General features: G+C 59.4%; 17 protein-coding genes. 6 read left to right on the top strand and 11 right to left on the bottom strand.

Going from position 1 to position 20,038, the window contains the following annotated elements:
* From GKZ67_RS02960 to GKZ67_RS22950, 7 genes are all read right to left on the bottom strand, one after another.
* Positions 1-366 (bottom strand): hypothetical protein, encoded by a 366-nt coding sequence (locus GKZ67_RS02960; protein WP_173241076.1) that lies wholly within the window; start codon positions 364-366, stop codon positions 1-3.
* 123 nt (positions 367-489) lie between these two features.
* Positions 490-1,926: a B12-binding domain-containing radical SAM protein gene (locus GKZ67_RS02955; RefSeq protein ID WP_173241075.1), complete on the bottom strand. Its 1,437-nt coding sequence runs from the start codon at positions 1,924-1,926 to the stop codon at positions 490-492.
* A gap of 185 nt (positions 1,927-2,111) precedes the next feature.
* Positions 2,112-3,299 (bottom strand): DUF4173 domain-containing protein, encoded by a 1,188-nt coding sequence (locus tag GKZ67_RS02950; protein ID WP_173241074.1) that lies wholly within the window; start codon positions 3,297-3,299, stop codon positions 2,112-2,114.
* On the bottom strand, positions 3,254-3,589 hold the full coding sequence (locus GKZ67_RS02945) for a hypothetical protein (RefSeq protein ID WP_173241073.1): 336 nt from the start codon (positions 3,587-3,589) through the stop codon (positions 3,254-3,256). The genes GKZ67_RS02950 and GKZ67_RS02945 overlap by 46 nt, the downstream gene beginning before the upstream one ends.
* A 116-nt stretch (positions 3,590-3,705) precedes the next feature.
* Complete coding sequence (locus tag GKZ67_RS02940; protein WP_151087780.1) at positions 3,706-3,999, bottom strand: winged helix-turn-helix domain-containing protein; 294 nt, start codon at positions 3,997-3,999, stop codon at positions 3,706-3,708.
* Complete coding sequence (locus tag GKZ67_RS22955) at positions 3,999-4,223, bottom strand: hypothetical protein (protein WP_254245030.1); 225 nt, start codon at positions 4,221-4,223, stop codon at positions 3,999-4,001. The genes GKZ67_RS02940 and GKZ67_RS22955 overlap by 1 nt, the downstream gene beginning before the upstream one ends.
* Positions 4,224-4,231: 8 nt before the next feature.
* Positions 4,232-4,663, bottom strand: a complete 432-nt coding sequence (locus GKZ67_RS22950) for a hypothetical protein (RefSeq protein WP_254245029.1) — start codon at positions 4,661-4,663, stop codon at positions 4,232-4,234.
* A gap of 337 nt (positions 4,664-5,000) precedes the next feature.
* Between GKZ67_RS22950 and GKZ67_RS02930 the strand changes: the two genes are divergently transcribed.
* From GKZ67_RS02930 to GKZ67_RS02920, 3 genes are all read left to right on the top strand, one after another.
* Complete coding sequence (locus tag GKZ67_RS02930) at positions 5,001-5,774, top strand: DUF4197 domain-containing protein (RefSeq protein ID WP_173241072.1); 774 nt, start codon at positions 5,001-5,003, stop codon at positions 5,772-5,774.
* Between the two features lie 118 nt (positions 5,775-5,892).
* A complete protein-coding gene (locus GKZ67_RS02925) occupies positions 5,893-6,813 on the top strand; it encodes a class I SAM-dependent methyltransferase (RefSeq protein WP_173241071.1) in 921 nt (306 codons plus the stop codon).
* Positions 6,707-7,588 carry a UbiA family prenyltransferase gene (locus GKZ67_RS02920; protein WP_173241070.1) on the top strand — a complete coding sequence of 294 codons (882 nt, stop codon included), beginning with the start codon at positions 6,707-6,709 and terminating at the stop codon, positions 7,586-7,588. The genes GKZ67_RS02925 and GKZ67_RS02920 overlap by 107 nt, the downstream gene beginning before the upstream one ends.
* Before the next feature lie 243 nt (positions 7,589-7,831).
* Here GKZ67_RS02920 and rho read toward each other — a convergent pair whose 3' ends face one another.
* Positions 7,832-9,991, bottom strand: coding sequence for a transcription termination factor Rho (gene rho, locus GKZ67_RS02915; protein WP_173241069.1), 2,160 nt, complete (start codon positions 9,989-9,991; stop codon positions 7,832-7,834).
* 486 nt (positions 9,992-10,477) lie between these two features.
* Here rho and serS point away from each other — a divergent pair, with 486 nt between their 5' ends.
* From serS to GKZ67_RS02900, 3 genes are all read left to right on the top strand, one after another.
* Complete coding sequence (gene serS / locus GKZ67_RS02910; protein WP_173241068.1) at positions 10,478-11,755, top strand: serine--tRNA ligase; 1,278 nt, start codon at positions 10,478-10,480, stop codon at positions 11,753-11,755.
* Positions 11,756-12,312: 557 nt separating this feature from the next.
* Positions 12,313-12,672 (top strand): hypothetical protein, encoded by a 360-nt coding sequence (locus GKZ67_RS02905; RefSeq protein WP_173241067.1) that lies wholly within the window; start codon positions 12,313-12,315, stop codon positions 12,670-12,672.
* 98 nt (positions 12,673-12,770) lie between these two features.
* Positions 12,771-13,667 carry a DUF2911 domain-containing protein gene (locus GKZ67_RS02900; protein ID WP_173241066.1) on the top strand — a complete coding sequence of 299 codons (897 nt, stop codon included), beginning with the start codon at positions 12,771-12,773 and terminating at the stop codon, positions 13,665-13,667.
* Positions 13,668-13,763: 96 nt separating this feature from the next.
* Here the strand turns inward: GKZ67_RS02900 and GKZ67_RS02895 are convergent, their stop codons facing one another.
* The 3 genes from GKZ67_RS02895 to GKZ67_RS02885 form a co-directional block, all read right to left on the bottom strand.
* On the bottom strand, positions 13,764-15,734 hold the full coding sequence (locus GKZ67_RS02895) for a CocE/NonD family hydrolase (RefSeq protein WP_173241065.1): 1,971 nt from the start codon (positions 15,732-15,734) through the stop codon (positions 13,764-13,766).
* A 112-nt stretch (positions 15,735-15,846) separates the two neighbouring features.
* Positions 15,847-17,223: an aspartate kinase gene (locus tag GKZ67_RS02890; RefSeq protein ID WP_173241064.1), complete on the bottom strand. Its 1,377-nt coding sequence runs from the start codon at positions 17,221-17,223 to the stop codon at positions 15,847-15,849.
* 149 nt (positions 17,224-17,372) lie between these two features.
* Positions 17,373-19,994, bottom strand: coding sequence for a PIG-L family deacetylase (locus tag GKZ67_RS02885; protein ID WP_173241063.1), 2,622 nt, complete (start codon positions 19,992-19,994; stop codon positions 17,373-17,375).
* Between the last annotated feature and the right edge of the window lie 44 nt (positions 19,995-20,038).

Raw genomic sequence — 20,038 nt, 5'->3', positions numbered from 1 at the left:
TTACCAATCAATGCATTTTCCTCGCCAGCAAGTCACTGCAAATACGGTTATCAGTGTGACTGCTATTAAGGCAGCTACTTGAAAAACAACTACAATAAAAAGCCACAGCGTAATGGTTAGATTAAGAAGCCATCCACCAACTTGTGAAGCTCGTAGCCAGTACAACCCACCCCGTACCGCCTGCCACCAAATCATGAAATGCAAAGGCCAGAAACACCCATACAGGATTGGGCCGGTCATTTTAACAGATTGAATTTCTGACGTATAACCAATAATTACCCACGCACCAATACAAGCAACTGCCCAGCATATACTGCCTAACAGCCACTGCCCCGGTGAGTGCGGCTTTTCAAAGGGGTTGCGCATAAGTTTCTTTGCTCAGAAAGGCTATTAGATAGGTTGGTGCACTCCACCCAAACAGTGCGGGTAAGCTGCTTGCTTTGTAAGCATGACAGGAAGAAAAAGGAATCTAGTGCAGCACTGGCAGCTTCAGCAGCAGTTCAGGCGCGGCGCTTTCGGGGCTAGCGGGGCGGCGCCATGCCCGGCCTTTTCGTCGGCGCCGCGCACCTTGCTTAGGATGCCTTCGAGCAGCGGGCGCATGGTATCGAGGTGGCGGGTTTTGATGACGAAATTCCAGAGTGGCTCAAATTTTTTCCAGCCGCCGGCGTAGGCGAAGTGCTTGAGCTGGTGGCGCAGGGTGTCGTGCACGAGGCTGGCGCGGGTGATATTCGGCCAGGAATAGAAGTCGCGGTAAGCCTGGTCATAGCCGTTTTTGAGCTGGCGGGCGGTGAGGTACGGCCCCGGCCGGCACACCACCGTGCGGGTGTCATACTCATTCCAGCGACGGTGCAGCAGGCGGCCCTGGGCTTCCATCTGCTGAAAAAGCGCCGTGCCCGGATAAGGCGTGGCAATGTGGAAAGTCGCCGTAGTAATTCCCTGCTTTACTGCCCATTCCACAGTGCGGTCGAACACGCTGGGCCGGTCGTCGTCGAGCCCAAACACGAAGCTGCCGTTCACCATAATCCCCAAGTCGTGCAGCCGGCGGATAGCCGCCGCGTAGTCGCGCCCCAGGTTTTGGGGCTTGTTGCTCGCTTTCAGATTCGCCGGGCTCAGCGTCTCAAAGCCCACGAACAAGCTGCGCAAACCTGCCTGCGCCGCCTTTTCCAGCAAGCCATTGTCGCGCAGAATGCTATCCACTGTGGCTGCGCCCTGAAACAGCCGGCCCAGGCCGCGCATTCCCTCGAAGAGGCCGGCTGCGAAGCGCACATTGCCCAGCAGGTGGTCGTCGAGAAAGTAGAGGTGGCGGCCGGGCAGGCGGTTTATCTCGGCCAGCGCGTCGTCCACGGTTTGGGTATAAAACGACTTGCCACCGGCAAAAAAGGCATCCTTGTAGCAAAAATCGCAGTGGTGCGGGCAGCCGCGCGTCACCACAAGCGAGTTGGGCACGAGGTAGCGCTCGCGCTTGATGAGGTCGCGCCGGATAGGTGGCACGCCCACCAGTGTGCGCCCCGCTCCCGATACGTAGCGCGGCCGGGCATGGCCGGCCCGCCAGTCGGCCAGAAACGCCGGGAACGTCTCCTCGCCCGGCCCCAGAAAAATACTATCGGCATGGGGCGCGGCCTCGTCGGGCAGGCTCGTTACGTGCAGGCCGCCCAGGCACACATAGGCACCCTGCGCGCGGTAGTGGTCGGCCAGCGCGTAGGCCCGGTACGCATTGGTGATGTACACCTGGATGACGACCAGGTCGGGCGCATCGTCGAGGCGCAGCGGCTCGACGTGCTCGTCCTGCATATCGGCGTCCCAGTCGGGCGGCAGGTAAGCGGCCAGCGTAGCCAGCCCCAGCGGCGGAAACAGCGAGTACTTGATGGGCCGCCAGTACGGGTTGGTGGCCTCGGTGAGCGCGGGCAAAATGAGCTTGACTTTCATGGCAATAGCTAAAAAATCTTACTTCCGAACCAGGTCGGCTGCTCCGGCAGGTGGCCCAAGGCGAGCGGTCAGCTCCTCGTAGGCCTGCCCGGCCGCGATGGTCCGGCTCTGCCAGTTCCGGGCCGGGTACCCGGCCCGGAACCCGGCCAGGCGGGCACGGAGCAGCTGCTGCGCGGCGGCCGGACTCAGGGCCGGAAAACGCCGTACTCATCTTCCACGACCAGCTCTTTGGCCTGGCTAATCAGCACCGCGCGGGCGGCCAGCACGGGTAGCACGCGGGGCGGCATATTCAGCAAAAAGCCTATATCCAGGCGTGGAAAGCGGGCTTGCAGGTTGTAGTCGGCAATCCAGATTTCCCAGTTGCCGGCCGCCAGTAGCAGTACTACCGCATAAGCCGCCCACGAATTGAGGCGCACGAGGCTGAACGCCGAGCGCCGCTGCCAGATTTTGAGCAGCAGCGTGCCCAGTCCGAATACCGTGAGCAGCAGAAAGGCATACACCCCGATTCGCTTGTAGGCCAGCCCGGTATAGCTGATATAGTAGTAATTGCGCAGCGCTACCGACCCGGCCAGCACCACATTCTGCACCACCCACAGCGTAGCGCCCCAGCGCAGCAGCGGCAGGCCCGGCTGGTAGAAATTTAGATTGCGCCGAAAAAACCACAGCATGATGCCGGCCGCCAGCAGAATACTGAAAATCAGTACGTAAGTCCCCTCGTGCACAAACTGCGTGAGGTCGAAGCCCGTCGCGGGCACGAAGCCAAACCAGAGCCAGCGGATATCTACCATGTTCACTACCAGTAGTAGGCCATTGAGCAGGCCAAAGCTCACCACGGCCGCCAGCCACTCCTTGCGCAGGTCGGGCAGCCGCCGGGTAGTGAGCCCAAAATCGGGCCGCCGCACGCCCAGCGAGGCCACCCGGTCGCGCTGCCGCCGCACAAACTCCCCAAAACGGGCCTCCCGGTCGCTCAGAATATGCACGGGCACCGTTACCAGCGCGCCCGCCGCCCCCACCCCACACAGCACCAGAAAAAGCAGGTGCGGCACCGAGATAGTATCCAATAGCCGCGCCAGCCAGTCGGCCAGCACTGCCCACAAGCGGGCCGAAAGCGCGCCATACTGCGGATTTGCCACCGCAAATAAGACCTGAAATATTCCCAGCGCCAGCAGTGGTACCAGCAGCAAGCGTCCATAAAACCACGCGCGCCGCAGCTGTGGCCCTACCTGGCCGGGCGCTCGCACGCTGCCCAGCACCGCCGCCACGGCCGGCAGCACGCCCAGGGCCGCCGTGAGCACCGCCGAGGCCACCAGCTGCAGCGATGGCTGGTTTACCAGCCCCACCAGCAGCAAGCCCGAAGCCAGCGCCGCCAGCATGGCTGCCCCGAGCCGTACCAGGCTACCAACGCCCCGCTCCCTACGCAGCCCAGCACCGCTACCCAAAACCTCAGCGTGCGCCGTACTGGCGCGTGGCGCGGCAGCACTACCAGGTGTGCTCCCACCAGAAACACCATGTAAGCCAGCACATTCATCCCGGTCGACTCGTGCCAGAACAAATAATCGCTCAGCACGGTGGCCGAAGCCAGCAGGCTGCTTAGCAGCACGGAGAGCCGGAAAGCCGGCGCGGCAGCGGGGGCTTTCGCGCCCCAGGAAATGGATGGGTTCATATTGAAAGAACTTTGTTATGCAAAGTAAAGAATGGTAAAAAAACCGCTTGTAGCGGCCTGATTTGTTGGGTGCTGAATACGGGAGCTTCTTAACATTACTGCTTATTAGCGTAGCACTACCCACGCAACAACTTCTCCAGCGCGGCCAAATGCTCCTGAAAGGCTTGCTTACCCGCCGCCGTGGCGGTGTAGGTCGTATTCGGCTTTTTCCCAATAAACTGCTTGCTAACCAGCACATAGCCTGCTTTTTCGAGGGCCGAAACGTGCGAGGCCAGGTTCCCATCGGTGAGGTCGAGGCTTTCTTTTAAGTCATTGAAGCTCACCAGTTCGTTGGCCAACAGCACCGCCATTACGCCGAGGCGTACCCGGTGGTCAAAAGCTTTGTTGAGAGTGTGGATGGCGTACTTCACTAGGCGGTAAAGTTCGCCCGGCTTGGGCGCTCATAACGATTATACAGCAGCAGGCCATAGAAGATGTGCCCCAGGCCAAAGCCCAGCCCGAACAGCAGCAGGCCATACTCGGGCAGCAGCACGGCCACCAGGCCCAGGCCTACTTGCCAAAGGCCCAGGTATTTAATCTCATCCAGGGTATACTTGCTGCCGTTGAGCAAAGCCAGCCCGTAGAATACCAGCATGCCGGGGATTACCAGCTCAGGGGCGCCCGTGAGGTAGAGCTTGAGGCAGAAAAGCCCGCCCGCGGCCAGCGGAATGAGCAGGGCGGCCAGCAAGCGCCGGGCGGGGGCCGTCCAGAGTGAGCGCAGCCCTCGCGCCGGGTGCGGCGCAGCGTAAAAAACGCGGCTACCAGCAGCGCCGCGCCTATCATGGCCAGCGATAGCCCCAGCAGGAATGGAAGCATCTGCCAGCGCTCGCTTACGGTGCTCTGGGCCAGCTCGCGGTAGTTGTGTTGCAGCGCCCGAATGGTCAGGTAGTAATTGCCCACGGCTGTGCCCACCAGCGCCACCACGCCCGCTCCTACCCCACTCAAGCCGCTCAGCGACAGGAAGCGCGAGCTGCGTTCCATGATGGCGCGAATCTCAGTAAGCTGAGCCAGGGGGTCTTGGGCGGCGGGCTTCATGCAGGTAAGTGAAGTACTTTGTGATGCAAAGCTACTGCACCCGGACCATATTGCCAGGCTACAGCTTTTTTTTTCCTTAAAATCGCTCGCAGCTAAGAGTCTATCCAAAAAATAATCAGACCGTTATGCTCAGCTTGTCGAGGCATGACAACCTTTTTACCCAGAAACTATTTTTCGGATAGCCTCTTATTTCTGGCCGGTAGCATTCCTGACTTTGCAGAGTTTGGTACAGCTTTTGGCTAAGCGCTGGCACCTGGCGGCCGCAGTAGGGGTTACTGCCTGTGGTAGCTGGGTTGCCCGGCGTTTTCTTTGTTGCTCTCAGACTTCTTTTTTATTTATGAAAAATCGTTTTCTGCTCGCCCTGCTTGTGCTTGGCAGCTTTGTACAGGTAGCTGTGGCCCAAACCATTACCATTCCTGGCTTAGGTGGCTTCAAGCTACCGAGCGCCAAAAAAACCACGACTACCACCACTACTACCACCACAACCGGCGTGAGTGGCCTCACTAATACGGAAGCGGCCAATGGGCTTAAAGAAGCGTTAATCCAGGGTATTTCGAAGGGCTCGGACCAGGCTTCGCAGACTGACGGCTTCAACCTGAATAAGCTGATTCATATTCCCTTCCCGCCCGATGCGCAGAAGGTAGCCACCACCCTGCGCAGCATCGGGCTGGGTAGCCAGGTCGATAAGTTTGAGCTGTCGCTGAACCGGGGCGCGGAAGACGCGGCCAAGAGCGCCAAGCCGATATTTATCAATGCCATTAAGCAGCTGACTTTCACTGATGTGTGGAATATCCTGACCGGTCAGAAGGATGCGGCTACTCAATACCTCAAGCGCACCACTACCTCACAGCTCACCACGGCCTTTATGCCCATCATGCAGCAAAGCCTTGATAAAGTGGAAGCTACCCGGTATTATTCCACGCTTACCACTACCTACAACAAGCTGCCGCTCGTAACGCCGGTGCAAACCGACCTCAACCAATATGCTACCGGCAAGGCCATTGATGGGTTGTTTACGCTTATCGCTCAGGAGGAAGCGGATATCCGCACCAATCCGGTGGCCCGCACTACCTCACTGCTGAAGAAGGTATTCGGAATAGGCGGTAATTAAGAGACAGGCTGGCCGACTGATGAAACCGGACTATCGGACGGCGTGAATGCCACCCGGTAGTCCGGTTTTTTCGTTTATTCTTATCTGCCAGCAGGCTATCTGCCGTAAGTGCTTTTTTGTGAAGCTACGCCTACGTTTATTCGAGTTTGAGGACTTGCCGTGGTTTCCGGCCGTTATTCGGGCGGGCCAGATGGACTACCTGCGCTTTATGATATCGGGGCTGGGCACTTACCGCCCGGTGGCCCCGCTACTGGCCGAGGGCCTGCGCCGCACTGGCCAAACCCAGCTGCTGGAGCTGGGGGCCGGCGCGGGCGGCGGTACCGAAACCGTGCTGGCTGCCCTGCGCCACCAGCAGCTACCCAACGTTTCCATCACGCTCACCGACCTCTACCCGCAGCCAGCCGCCTGGGCCGATGTGTCCCGGCGCACTAGCGGAGCTATTCAGGGGCATCCGGCGGCCGTCGATGCGCTGGCCGTGCCCGCTGAGCTATCGGGCTTCCGGATTATTTTTTCGGCCTTCCATCACTTTGCGCCGCCCCAGGCACAAGCCCTGCTACGCGATGCCGTGGCGGGCGGCACGGGCATTGGCGTATTTGAGGGGGCGGCCAAAAGCTGGCTCGAAATCGGGCTGGCGCTTACGGTACTGCCGGTGGCGCAGCTGCTGCTCACGCCATTTTTTCGGCCTTTCCGGCTCAGCCGGCTGGTGTTCACCTACTTACTGCCGCTTATTCCGCTCACTACCATCTGGGATGGCGTGGTTTCTATCCTGCGCATGTACCCTACAGACGAGCTACTGGCCCTGGCCCACGAGGCCGACCCGGCCGGACGCTACCACTGGCAGGCCGGGCAGCTGCGCCACTGGTGGGGCCGCGCGTTACGTTTCTGGTGGGCTGGCCTGCTCATCCCATTACCTAGCCTGCTACCTTCGCCCGATGCTGCCCGCCTACCGCCGAGCTTTTGCGCTGCTGCGCCTGCCGTTTTCGCTGTTTTTGATGCCCGTGTTCTGGTTTGGTCTCAGCGCCTTGCGCGAGCCGTTTAGCTGGAGCCGGGCGGCAGCGGCTTTTACGATTTTGCACCTGCTAGTGTATCCGGCTTCCAATGGCTACAACTCCTACTACGACAAGGACGAGGGCAGCATTGGTGGCCTGAAATCCCCGCCACCCGTGACGCCCGAATTGCTGCACCTGGTGTGGCTATTCGAAACCCTGGCGCTGCTGACGTCGCTGCTAGTAGGCTGGCCCTTTGCAGCAATGGTAGTAGTGTATATTCTAATTTCCCGAGCATACAGCTACGAAGGCATTCGCCTCAAGAAATACCCTTTGCTGAGTACTGCCGTAGTGGTCGTGTTTCAGGGCGCCTTCACCTTTTTGATGGCCCAGGTGGGCGCGGGCGCTACTTCAGTCCAGCTTTTTGAGCAGACCAACTTACAACTGGCCCTGGTGAGCACCCTGTTTCTTTGCGGCTCTTATCCGCTCACCCAAATCTATCAGCACCAGGAAGATGCCCGGCGCGGCGACCGCACGCTGAGCCTGCGGCTGGGTATTCGGGGCACATTTGTATTGGCGGCGGTGGGGCTGCTGGCGGGGGCCCTGCTGCTGGGCTTTACCTACTGGCTACGGGGCGAGCCGCGCAGCCTGCTGTTATTTCTGCTGGCTACGGGGCCCGTAGTGGCGCTGTTTTCGCGCTGGGCCTGGGTGGCGTGGCATGACCCCACTCAGGCCAGCTTTGAGTGGACCATGCGCATGAATAAAGTATCTTCGCTATGTTTGAGCGTTGCCTTTATTACGGTACTGCTACTCAGCCAATCGCATTAAAAAGTGGCGGGGCAGCTGGCTGGGCATTTACTCAAACACCTCACCACGAATAGTAACGCAGCTTGCAAGCTGCGCTAGCAAGGCTTTCAAGAGGATTAAGCGTCTGCAAGTGTGCGCCTTTCTGCTTTTTATATAAAAGAAGTAACTGTTCAATAAAGGAGAATAAAATGAAAACGGGCCAAACCCTACTTCCCTTGCGGAGATAGGGTTTGGCCCGTCTGGCATTATAAAGCTGACGGCAGCTTACCCGTTCATCGCCAGCAGGAATTCTTCGTTGTCTTTGGTTCCTTTCATACGGTCTTTCAGGAATTCCATCGCCTCGGTGGCACTCATGTCGGTCATAAACTTGCGCAGCACCCACACGCGGCTCAGCTCGTCGCGGCTCATCAGCAGGTCTTCGCGGCGGGTGCCGGAAGCCGGAATGTCGATGGCCGGGAACACGCGCTTATTGGCCAGCTTACGGTCGAGCTGGAGCTCCATGTTGCCGGTGCCTTTGAATTCTTCGAAGATAACTTCGTCCATCTTGGAGCCCGTTTCGATGAGCGCCGTGGCGATAATCGTCAAAGAGCCAGGCCCTTCGATATTGCGGGCCGCGCCGAAGAAGCGCTTGGGCTTTTGCAGCGCCCCGGCATCGATACCACCCGAAAGGATACGCGAGCTGCTGGGCTGCACCGTGTTGTAGGCCCGCGCCAGGCGGGTAATGGAGTCGAGCAGAATGACGACATCGTGGCCGCACTCTACCAGGCGCCGGGCTTTGTCGAGGGCCAGCTCCGCGATTTTTACGTGGCGGTCGGCCATCTCGTCGAAGGTCGACGACAGCACTTCGGCTTTTACCGAGCGGGCCATGTCGGTTACTTCCTCAGGGCGCTCGTCAATTAGCAGAATAATGAGGTATACCTCAGGGTGATTTTCCGAAATCGCATTGGCAATTTCCTGCAAAAGCACCGTCTTACCCGTTTTGGGCTGGGCTACGATAAGGCCGCGCTGCCCCTTGCCAATGGGTGCAAACAAGTCGAGCACGCGGGTGCTTACCTGCGTAGACTTAGTGCTGAGCTTGAGCTTCTGGTCGGCAAAAAGCGGTGTTAAATGGTTGAACGGCACGCGGTCGCGCACTTCTTCCACGGTGCGGCCATTGATGCTGTCTACGTTCACGAGGGCAAAATATTTCTCGCTCTCGCGGGGCGGACGCATGGTGCAGCTTACCGTATCACCGGCCTTGAGACCAAACTGCCGCACCTGCTGCGGCGACACGTAAATGTCATCGGGCGAGGTGAGGTAGTTGTAGTAGGGTGAGCGCAGGAAGCCGTAGCCACCGTCGGCCATCAGCTCCATTGTGCCCGAGCCGGGCACCACCAGGTCGAGCTCAGGGGCGCGGGGCGGGCGCGGGGCCTGCTGCGGGCGCTGGCTTTCTTCGCGGCGCTCCTGAGGCTGGCCATTAACTGCGGCGGGTTGGTTACCAGCTGCTTGCTCGGCCGCGGGCTGACCGTCGCCGCCGGTGCGCTGGCGCTCTTCACGGCGCTGCTGGCGTTGTGCTTCGCGCTGGGCATAGCGCTCTTCGCGGCTCAGGCGGGGCTGGTCAGTGGCACCCAGGCCATTCACACGCTGCTCGTTGGGGCGGGGCTCGCGGTTTTCGCGCGGCTCCCGGTTTTCCCGAAAATCGGGCCGGCCCTGGCGCTGCGTATTGTCCCGGTTCTCGCGGGGCTCCCGGTTTTCGCGGTCGAAGCGCTGCTCGCGGGTTTCGCGGCGGTCGGGGTAGGTTTCGGTGGCCGGGGTTTCACCGGCGGGCTGCTCGCCGTCCGAGCTGCCTGCCGGAGTGGCAGTGGCTTCGGCAGCAGCTGGCTGGTTGGGGTCGCGGCGGGGCAAGGGCCGGCCGGCCCGGTCAACGCGCTCGCGGCGCTCACGCCGGAGGGGCGCGCTTTCACCAGCCGAGTGCGTTTCGGCGGTCGGGTTCGTTTCGGTGGGCGGCACGGTAGCCTCCTCGGCGGCTACCGAGGCCGTAGCCAGAGCCGCCTCATCAGCCTCTACTACTTCAAAGCGAGTAGGTTGAGGCGTTTCAACGACGGCCACGGCCGGCACAGCCACGTCAGTAAAAGGCTGCTCGGCCACCGGCGCGGCGGGCTGGCGGCGGCCGGCGCCGCCCCGAGTGCCGCGGGTAGGAGCCGCCGGGCGGGCGGGCTCGGTTGGCGGGGCCTCAACCGCAACCGGAGCGGCATCGGCCGGAATGGGAGCCGAAGCGGGCTTCTTGCCGGGCAGCTGGTCGGTAGGCAACACGGCCTGCTGGTCGAGAATTTTATAAATCAAGTCCTGCTTGCTTAGGCGCTTGAAATTGCCAACATTCAGTTGCTCAGCAATTTCCTTAAGGTCGGACAGCAGCCGGTCCTTTAGTTCGTTGAGGGTGTACATAAAGGGGAATAAGAAGAATCAGAGTAGCAGGGGCCGCTGCCCAACGGCTCAGGCAAGCCCCTAAACAGGCCACGACCTGCCCACCCGGCCCACAAGCCGGGAAACCAACAACACGGAGCGCTAAAGCGCCACACAACCAACAAAGCGGCGGGCAAACAGACAGGAAATGAGTGAGGTGTAAGGAAGGGCAGCCGGCAGCTCCACCAAAAGCAACCTGATTGAGCCGGCTACGCAGCGGGTTAGCCCGGTGAGCCAACCCTGACCGACCCCGCGGGCCGGCTTGCTGCTGCAATATTAAGACATTACGGGCAAATGGCCAACGGGTTGGTGATAGGGAGGTATGATTAATAGGGAAAGGGCACAGTAAACTCAGACTCGTTACGCATACTATGAATTTACTATATTACCGCGCTGACCTGGCTGAGCAACATTCCTCATTCGTACTTACGCGTTCGTCGGTATTCAAAAACTACCTTTGCCCGCACTATGCTGCAAATTTCCGTTCTTAAAGAGCAGACCGCCCGCGTGCTGGCCGGCCTTGCCAAACGAAACTATCCTACGGCCGAAGCCGATGTACAAGCCGTGCTCGACCTCGACCAGCGCCGCCGGGCTATGCAAACGCAGCACGACGCGGCGCAGGCCGAAGCCAATGAGCTGGCCCGCCAGATTGGGGGCCTGATGAAAAGCGGCGACCGCGCCGGGGCCGACGCTCTCAAAACCCGCACCGCCGAGCTAAAGGTTCAGATAAAGCGCCACGCCGACGAGCTGGCTGAGGCCGAAAAGCAGCAGACGCAGCTTTTATATAAATTACCTAATATTCCGCAGGCAAGCGTACCGGCTGGCCGCTCGGCCCAGGATAATGAGGTGGTACGCGAGGGCGGCACCAAGCCCGAGCTGCCCGCCGACGCGCTGCCGCACTGGGAATTAATTAAGAAATATGATATCATTGACTTTGAGCTGGGTATCAAAATTACGGGTGCCGGCTTTCCGGTGTACAAGGGCCAGGGCGCGCGCTTGCAGCGGGCGCTGATTAACTTTTTCCTGGATGAAGCCCGCGATGCGGGCTACCAGGAAGTGCAGCCGCCAATATTGGTGAACGAGGCCAGCGGCTACGGCACCGGCCAGCTGCCCGACAAAGAAGGCCAGATGTACCACGACGCGGCCGATAACCTGTACCTGATTCCTACTTCGGAGGTGCCGATTACCAACCTCTACCGCGACGAGATTATTCCGGTCGAGAAGCTGCCCATTCGCAACACCGGCTACACGCCCTGCTTCCGGCGCGAGGCCGGCTCGTGGGGCGCCGACGTGCGCGGCCTCAACCGCCTGCACCAGTTCGATAAGGTAGAGATTGTGCAGATTACCCAGCCCGAGCACTCCTACGCGGCCCACGAAACGATGGTGACGCACGTCGAAAGCCTGCTGCAAAAGCTAGAGCTGCCTTACCGCGTGCTGCGCCTGTGCGGCGGCGACATGGGCTTCACCTCCTCGCTCACCTACGACCTGGAAGTGTGGAGCGCGGCCCAGAGCCGCTGGCTCGAAGTATCGTCGGTTTCCAATTTCGAGGCTTTTCAGGCCAATCGCCTTAAGTGCCGCTACAAAGCGGAGGGCGGCAAGACCCAGTTGCTGCACACGCTCAACGGCTCGGCGCTGGCCCTGCCGCGCATCGTGGCCGCGCTGCTCGAAAACAACCAGACGCCCGAGGGTATTCGACTGCCGGAAGTGCTGCACAGCTACTGCGGCTTTTCGAAAATCTCGGCTTAACGGCAATTTCCTCCCCTCAACCCTTACTTAGAAAGAGGCTTTTTAGCTACTGAAGCTGTTTAGGAAGTCGAATTGGCCGGTATCCCCTGGCGGGCTGCCGGCTTTCCGCTCATCGGGAGCCCAAATCGTTCGGTTAACGAGCGCACAGCCGGCGAAAAAGCCGGCAGCCCGCTTCGGACCCGGTTTCCTTAGCACCTTCGTATTTTAAATAAACCTATAAGCTACCCAGGCACCGCTCACCTTTTCCTAACCAGCTTTGCGGAACGGTGGGCGAAAAGAACCGCCGGTTTGCGCAACCTGGCTACCAGGGCATTGCAGAGACAAACCGGAAAATTAGCTGCCTGAGCAGCTGCCTTTTTAGCTTAGGGAAAGAATAAGTATAAACTTTCTCTTTTCTTAGCAAAAAATATTATTCTATCCACTTAGCTGCTCTATTTTAGCCTCATCAATTACATTCCACGGCTGAGCTTATGACTATTTCTACTCTTCGATTCGGGTTTTCACTCGCATTGTGTGCTGGGTTACTGGCCTTTTCGTCGCGGGCGAACGCCCAGGCTATGGCTACCGGCGGCAGTGAGGTAGCCGCAATTTCGACAACGGCCACCGAGGCGACACGCAACCTGAGCCCCGCGCCGCCGGCTCCAACCGAATTTGAACTTTACTACGACGACTCACATAAAGACCTGCGCCAGGCGCTGGACTGGATGACCCAGACCAACGCCTTGGACCCCAAGTTCTGGAATGTGTATACAGAGGCGCGCATTCGCCTGAAAATGAATGACTACCAGGGCGCCATTGAGGCGGCGCAGCACTCGAAGCAGCTGGCCCTGGCGACCACGCCACCCAACCTCACCTACGCCCACCTCGACGATGCGCTCATAGCCGAAGCCCAGCGCCAGGCGCAGAACGCGAAGTAAGCTGTTTTGCCCTTATTTTAAAGTAAAGCCTGCCCTACCCGGCAGGCTTTGCTATTTTTGGTCCCGTAAGCCGGTTCATTAGCCCGGCCTGCCCGTTCATGAAATTTATTGTGCCTTCTTTCAAGACCGCCCTGGTCCTGACTGCTACCCTGTTGGCGGCTTCGGTTGCGCAGGCCCAGATTACCACGCCGCAGCCCAGTCCCAAAGCCACCGTGAGCCAGCGGGTGGGGCTGACCGACGTAACAATTACGTATTCGCGCCCCAGCGTGAAAAACCGGACGGTTTTTGGCGACTCGACCACCAAGGCCGTGGTGGCCTATGGCAAGCGCTGGCGCACCGGCGCCAATGCCACTACCAGCATCAAGTTTTCGGATGATGTGACGGTGGAGGGCAAGAAAGTAGCCGCTGGCGAATATGGCCTTTATACGATACCTGGCAAAACTGCCTGGACTATCGTGCTCAACAAAAGCCTGAAGCAGGGGGCCGACGTGGCCGGCTTCAAGAATGCGGAGGACGTGGCGCGCTTCACGGTGAAGCCTTACAAGCTGGGAGCCAAGGTAGAAACCTTCACCGTGACCTTCGCCGACCTGACGCCCGCCACCGCTAACGTGGCGCTGGAGTGGGAAACGACCGGCGCGAAATTTAAAATCGTGAGCGACGTGGACAGCAAAGTGCTGGCTCAGATTGATGAGAAAGTGACGAAAAATGCCAGCCCTTCGGCCACCGACCTGGCCGGCGCGGCCGTGTATTATTACGACAACAACAAGGACCTGAAGCAGGCGCTCGCCTGGATTGAGAAGGCCAACGCCACCGACCCTAAGTTCTGGAACGTGAATACGGAAGCGAAAATCCGCCTCAGGATGAAAGACTACAAAGGCGCCATCGCGGCGGCTGAGCGCTCGAAGAAGCTGGCGCTGGCGGCCACGCCCGCCAACACGGAGTACGCCAAGATGGACGATGAGCTGCTTGCCGAAGCGAAGAAAATGGGCAAGTAAGGGGTAGTGAGTTCTTAAAAGACCGTCCGGCTGAGCTGCTTCGCAAGCTCAGCCGGACGGTCTTTTTTATTGTTCAGAATCATTCAGGCGCCTTTCTTACTGCGGCAACACCTTCACTACCAGCTGCGAAGCGTGCTCCGAATTGTGGTAGAGACGGTGCGTAGCCGCTTGGAAGTCCGCTGCATCGGCTTCATAAATATTGGGCACGTACTTCTGCGGATTTCTATCCACGAGCGGAAACCAGGTGCTTTGCACCTGCACCATGAGGCGGTGGCCCTTGCGGAAGGTGTGCATCAGGTCCTGCACGGTGAAAGGCACGGCCGTTACCTCATTGGCCACGAAGGGCTTGGGCTGGCTGAAGCTGTCGCGGAAGCGGCCGCGCATCACCTCCGAGCGCACCATCTGCTGGTAGCCGCCGAGGTGCACGCCGGGCGCGGTGCGCGGGTTGTCGGGCGTGTCGTCGGGGTACACGTCGATGATTTTCACGACCCAGTCGGCGTCGGTGCCGGTGGTGGCTACCTGCAACAGCGCCTGAATGGGGCCGGCCAGGGTCATATCCTCAGTCAGCGGCTCGGTCTGGTAAGTGAGCACATCGGGGCGGCGGCTGGCAAAGCGCTGGTCGTCGGTCATGTACTCGCGGGTCATGCCGATATTCGTCGTTTCGATAAACGGCACCGGGTGCGCCGGGTCGCTGATAAACTGGTCAAACTCGAAGTTGACCCCTGCCATTCGGCGCTCGTTTTCGCCCGAAGTGGGTGCATTGAAGCTGAGGCCGCCGGCCTGCCGGAAATAGAGCGTTTTTGTTTGGGCCTGCTTCGGCGGCCATGCATCGAAGGTGCGCCAGCGGTTGGTCCCGCTCTCAAAAACCGTCGCTTCGGGCAGGTCGGAGCCGGGCTTTTCAGCTTTCAGATACGATTTGAAGAAGGGTGCCTCCACATTTTGCTGGTACCACAGCGAGGGCGACGGTCCGTAGGCCACGTTGCCGACCATCTCGCCGGTGCCGCGCGCCCAGCCGCCGTGTACCCAGGGGCCCATCACGAGGCGGTTGGAAAGGCCAGGGTTTTTTTGCTCGATGGTCTGGTACGTATTCAGCGCCCCAAACAGGTCTTCGGCATCGTTGAAGCCGCCCACCGTGAGCACAGCCGCTTTCAGGTCGTGCAGGTGCGGGCGCAGGTTACGGGCCTGCCAGAAGGCGTCGTAGTCGGGGTGCTGCATGAGCTGGTTCCAGAACGCTACCTTGCCCTTGTAGTACTGCTCATTGGCATTCTTCAGCGGACCCATGCGCAGAAAAAAGTCGTAGCCATCGGGCGTGCCGTGCTTGATGCCGGGGTTGTTGAGGGCCGTTGGCTGGGGCCGCGCCTGCCCAAAGCTGTACAGAAAATTGAAGGCATGAGGCAGAAAAAACGCCCCATTATGGTGAAAGTCATCCCAGAACCAGTCGGCAATCGGGGCCTGAGGTGAGGCGGCTTTCAGGGCCGGGTGGCGGCTCAGCAGGCCGGTTGAGGTGTAGAAGCCAGGATAGGAAATCCCCCACTGGCCCACGCGGCCGTTGCTTTTCGGGCCGTGCTTGAGCAGGTACTCAATGGTATCGAAGGTATCGGTGCCCTCGTCGGTGTCGTTTTTGGTGGCGTGCTTTTCCAGCTCGGGGCGCATATCCAGAAACTCGCCTTCCGACATATAGCGCCCGCGCACGTCCTGGTAGGCGAAGATGTACCCTTCCCGCATCATCAGGCTGCTGGGGCCAATATTCAGCTTAAACCTGGTGGGGCCGTACGGGCCAATCGAGTAGGGCGTGCGGTTGAGCAGAATGGGATAGCGCACCTTATCGGCATCCTTGGGCGCGTACACGATGGTGTAGAGCTTCACGCCGTCGCGCATCGGCACCTGGTACTCCGTCTTGGCATAATGCTGCTGAATGTAGAGCGTGTCGGCCGCCAGGGTAGCTTTATTTTCAGCATCACTCACCGACTGCGTGGCCGGCGGCAGCGCAAGGGCCTGCTGGGCGTAGGCCGCCGGCGCAGCCAGGCCGAGGGTGAGCAGAAAAGCAGCGGAGAAGAGTTTTTTCATGGGAAAGGGGTGCGGAGCGACAAGAATACTCCGAAAAAACTAAAAAAGAACATCCTGCTTCGACAAGCGGACGCCAGATGAGCAGGACGTTCTTTTTTAGTTTTTTACGCCACTACCCCAGCGCCTTATTCAAAGCGATAATGGCCGCTTTATAGTCTTCGCGCGCTAAAATAAATTGAATATTCACTTTTCTTAATGCAAAGCCGGCACTGCGAATACTGATGCCCACCTCGGCCAGGGAGCCGGCGGCCTTGGCCAGCAGGCCGGGCTGGTCGATATTGGAGCCAATCAGGCAAACCAACGAGGCTTTTTCGATGGTCACTTTCTCGTATTTGGCTTCCAGCGCTTCAATAAGCTGCGGCTTCAGGTCTTTTTCCCAGATAAGCATCGAGATGCTGTTGGCGCTGGTAGCCTTGAAGATGTAGCTGACGCCCAGGTCATAAAACGACTGCATAAGCTGCAAATCGAAGCCCACGGTGCCTACCATCAGCGGGTCGTAGATGTCAATCATCACCACTTTATCGGTGCCGGTGATGACTTCGACGTGCTTTCTGGCGGCCACGTAATCGCGGGTGATGAGCGTGCCGGGATGCTCGGGCTCGAAGGTATTCTTGATGCGCAGGTCGATGGCATTTATTTCCAGCGGCTTCGAGGCTTTGGGATGAATCGCCTCCATGCCTACATCGGCCAGCTGGTCGGCCACGTCGTAGTTGGTGAAGCCCACGGGATGGCAGTGGTCTACGCCCACCAGCATGGGGTCGGCCGAGCAGAGGTGGTACTCTTTGTGAATGATGGCCTCCTGGGGCCGCACCGCCACGGCTATCTTACTGAAGGTCACCTCCGAATAGCCGCGGTCGAACTCGCGCATGATGCCCTCCGTGCCCTTGGTGTAGCCGGTGGCAATGCAGATGGTAGTGGCAAAGTCGATGCCCGCGAAGGCCAGCCTGATGCGCTCGTCGATGGTGAGCGCCCGCGCATCGTCGAAGCCGCTGAGGTCGATGAGCGTGGCATTCACCCCCTTGTTTTGCAGGATATTAACCGAGTTGAAGGCCGAGTGCGCCTCCCCGATGCTGGCCAGGATTTCGCGGGCGGCCTGCAGGATATTGGCCCCGTTAACATAGCCCGAGGCTAATATATTCACCAGGCTTTCGAGGTAGGTCTGGGCCTGGGCTATGCGCTGCTGAATGAAGGCGTCGGCCACGGCCAGGTCGAGGCCCAGCGGCGCGTAGTGGGTATTCAGTTCCTTGAGCTTGTCGGCCACCTCCTGCAGAGCCGCCCGAAACTCCTGGTGCTCGGTGATGCGGTGGTACACACCGGGCGCGCCGGTTTTCTTGTTCTCCAGCAGCCAGTTGGTGACGTTGGCGTAGGCCGACACCACGAAAATGCGGTTGTATAATTCCGGGCCCTGGCGGCCGTGGAAGATGATGTTATCCAGAACATCGGCGAAGGCGGTCATGGAGGTGCCGCCGATTTTTTCTACTGTGAGCACGGGTAATTGCAAAAGAAAATAACGAAGGGCGTAGCGTTAGTAAACTTAAAGCTTGGTTAATTCGAACGTCATGCTTCGACAAGCTCAGCAAGACGTTCGGATTAAAATAATAAATCTCTCAAAATCTTCATTATCAGCTATTTTTAGGGCTACTGCACCGGCTCTTTGCCGTAGGAAATCATGTTGGTGATAATACGGTAGGCGCCCGGCACGCCGGCCGGTAGCTCCCGAAACAGCGACAAGCCGGTGTAGATGTAGTGGCCCTTGCCATAGTCGGTGACTAGGATGGCGCTTTCCTTGGCCGCCTCGCCGGGGTCATGGCTGCTGATAACGGGCTGGTAGTGTGCATCCCACTGCGAGGGGTAGTAGAGCCCTTGCTCCTGCACCCAGCCTTTAAAATCCTGCTCGGTGAGCTTGTTGGGGCTATTGAGGAGTGGGTGCTGGGGTTTTAGGAAGGTAACGGGCGCATCTTCCACCGTTACGCGGTCGTTGGAGAGCGTCATCGGGTAGGGGCCGATTTGCGGGATGACCACGCGGTAGTTGACCGTGTACTGCACCACCACGTTGCCGCCGCCCTCGATGTACTTGAGCAGCTCGGGCTGCACGGTTTTGAGCTTGTCGATGGTGTTATAGGCGCGCACGCCCAGCAGCACGGCATCAAACTGCTTGAGGCGGGCGGCGCTGATATCCTCGGGCTTGAGCAGGGTCACGTTGTAGCCGATTTGGCGCAGCGCGTCGGGCACTTCGTCGCCGGCACCCATGAGGTAGCCCACATTCTGGCCCCGACGCACCAGCTGGAGCTTCACCAGCGGCGCCACTGCCTCGGGGAAGAGCGTCTGGGTCGGAATGTGCGGATACTCTATGGTCTGAATGCCCCGGCTATACTGCTGGCCGCCTACGGTGGCCACGGCACGCAACTCGGCTTTGCCCTCGGCTGCGCCGGCCAGCGGCCGCAGCATGAAGTTGATGGTCTGCTCGTCGTCCTTATTCTTTAAGTCGAATGCCACCGTGGCCGGCTCGGCCTGCCAGCCGGTGGGCACCTGCAAGGCCAGTTGGCCCTGCACCCCGGCCTGACCGGCGCGCAGCGTCACGGGCACTGGCTTGGGCTGCTGGTCGGCAAAGACGTAGGCGCGGGCGGCGGGGATATTTACCATCACCGGCGGCACCACGGCCAGCGGCTGGTAGAGCTCGCCGAGGACGGGGTCGGTGTGCTTGTATTTGACGGGGATGGGAACAACGAAGTAGTTATTATGCAGCTGAATATCAAACGGCACTACCAACGCTGCTTCATTCTCGGGCTTTCCTATCAACAACTTTGCTTGTTCAGCATCATTCAGAAATGTTGGCACCTTATACATTCCGATAGTACCGGGCTTGCGCAGCCAATACGGCTGGGAGGTAGCTACAGCAGCTGGCAATGTTAATTCCATCTGCTTTTTACTGGAATTAGGCATTGCACCGGCCATGAGCTTTTTCATTTCCGCAGTGGCATAGTCAGCTACTCCTTCGGCAATTGGTATGCGACTGGTTATCTCCATTGTGACGTTAACCTTGGAGCCAGCCACTGCGGTTGGTTCGCTGGTTGTCGCTTCTATGTAAACACCTGAACAAGCTTGAATGAGCTGGAGAGCTTCTTGGCCTTTCATGTCTGCCCAATAAGCAGCGTCCATAGATTCAGCAGCTTTTTTCACCTTTACTCCAGAATTGGACACACCAGTAAGAGGTGGGTAAACTGTTACACTATTTGCAGAGGAATAGCTTTGCAAAGAGACAATAGCATTTAAAACACTAGTCAACCCCGCTACACTAGTGCTAGGATTTGCCGCATCATACTTCCGAATCACCTCATCCACCATTTTCCCAATTGCCGCACCGCCCGGCACGCGGTTCCAGGTCTGGTCGATGCCTTCGAATAAATCGGTTTTGGCAGGCGTACCTTTCACGAACTGGAAGTACTCAATGGCTTCGCCGCGCTGGGCGGCCGAGCCGAAGCCCTGGCTGCGGTGCTGCGAGCGCGAGCGCGCCGCAATTTCGCCATAGCTCTGACCCAGCAACGCGTTGTAGCCGCCGGCGTCGAGCTTGAGGTAGGCATCCATGTTTTCGCCGGGCTTCACGAAGAAGCTGCCGGTGTTCCAGTACAAGCGCTTGGGCTGCCACACCTGCACGTATTTGAGCTGCTCGGGGAAGCGCTTGGGGTCGCCGGCGGCGTCGAAGGCTTCGGCGGCCAGGATGGCGCTGGCCTGGTGGTGGCCGTGGCCGGCGCGCGGGTCGGGCGGGAAACGGGTAATGAGAATATCGGGCCGCCGCTGCCGAATTACCCACACCATGTCGGAGAGCACCTGCTCGTGGTCCCAGATGCGCAGGGTTTCCTCCGACGTTTTGCTAAAGCCGAAGTCGTTGGCGCGGGTGAAGTACTGGTGCGCCCCGTCGATGCGCCGCGCCGCCAGCAACTCCTGCGTGCGGATAACGCCGAGCTGCTCACGCAGCTCGGGGCCGATGAGGTTCTGGCCGCCGTCGCCACGAGTGCAGCTCAGGTAGCTGGTTTCGAGCAGGCGGCCGTTGGCGAGGTAAGCCAGCAGGCGGGTATTCTCATCGTCGGGGTGGGCGGCGATGTACATCACCGAGCCCACCACGTTGAGCTTTTTAAGGCCCAGCAGAATCTCGGACGAAGAATAGATTTTGGGGGCCTGGGCTTTCGCAGGAAGCAGGAAGCAGGACGTGAGGAGCAGCGCCAGGCAGAGGCGGGCAGTAGCGCGGAAGGAAAAAGGCATAGCGTGCAAACCGGTTCGGGCCGTGAAGTTACCGGGCAGTGGGG

Source organism: Hymenobacter sp. BRD67 (assembly GCF_013256425.1).
In the GTDB taxonomy this organism is placed as follows: domain Bacteria; phylum Bacteroidota; class Bacteroidia; order Cytophagales; family Hymenobacteraceae; genus Hymenobacter.
The sequence above is the reverse complement of the archived record's forward strand: the minus strand, read 5'-3'. Positions and strand labels throughout refer to the sequence as shown.

Bases quoted from the DNA above. Each gene is read 5' to 3' on its own strand.
- GKZ67_RS02930 (WP_173241072.1), top strand. From the start codon at position 5,001: ATGAAAAATCGTTTTCTGCTCGCCCTGCTTGTGCTTGGCAGCTTTGTA.
- GKZ67_RS02945 (WP_173241073.1), bottom strand. From the start codon at position 3,589: ATGAACCCATCCATTTCCTGGGGCGCGAAAGCCCCCGCTGCCGCGCCG.
- rho (WP_173241069.1), bottom strand. From the start codon at position 9,991: ATGTACACCCTCAACGAACTAAAGGACCGGCTGCTGTCCGACCTTAAG.
- serS (WP_173241068.1), top strand. From the start codon at position 10,478: ATGCTGCAAATTTCCGTTCTTAAAGAGCAGACCGCCCGCGTGCTGGCC.
- GKZ67_RS02955 (WP_173241075.1), bottom strand. From the start codon at position 1,926: ATGAAAGTCAAGCTCATTTTGCCCGCGCTCACCGAGGCCACCAACCCG.
- GKZ67_RS02950 (WP_173241074.1), bottom strand. From the start codon at position 3,299: ATGCTGGCGGCGCTGGCTTCGGGCTTGCTGCTGGTGGGGCTGGTAAAC.
- GKZ67_RS02900 (WP_173241066.1), top strand. From the start codon at position 12,771: ATGAAATTTATTGTGCCTTCTTTCAAGACCGCCCTGGTCCTGACTGCT.
- GKZ67_RS02895 (WP_173241065.1), bottom strand. From the start codon at position 15,734: ATGAAAAAACTCTTCTCCGCTGCTTTTCTGCTCACCCTCGGCCTGGCT.
- GKZ67_RS02885 (WP_173241063.1), bottom strand. From the start codon at position 19,994: ATGCCTTTTTCCTTCCGCGCTACTGCCCGCCTCTGCCTGGCGCTGCTC.
- GKZ67_RS22955 (WP_254245030.1), bottom strand. From the start codon at position 4,223: ATGCTGGTATTCTACGGGCTGGCTTTGCTCAACGGCAGCAAGTATACC.
- GKZ67_RS02920 (WP_173241070.1), top strand. From the start codon at position 6,707: ATGCTGCCCGCCTACCGCCGAGCTTTTGCGCTGCTGCGCCTGCCGTTT.
- GKZ67_RS22950 (WP_254245029.1), bottom strand. From the start codon at position 4,663: ATGAAGCCCGCCGCCCAAGACCCCCTGGCTCAGCTTACTGAGATTCGC.
- GKZ67_RS02960 (WP_173241076.1), bottom strand. From the start codon at position 366: ATGCGCAACCCCTTTGAAAAGCCGCACTCACCGGGGCAGTGGCTGTTA.
- GKZ67_RS02905 (WP_173241067.1), top strand. From the start codon at position 12,313: ATGGCTACCGGCGGCAGTGAGGTAGCCGCAATTTCGACAACGGCCACC.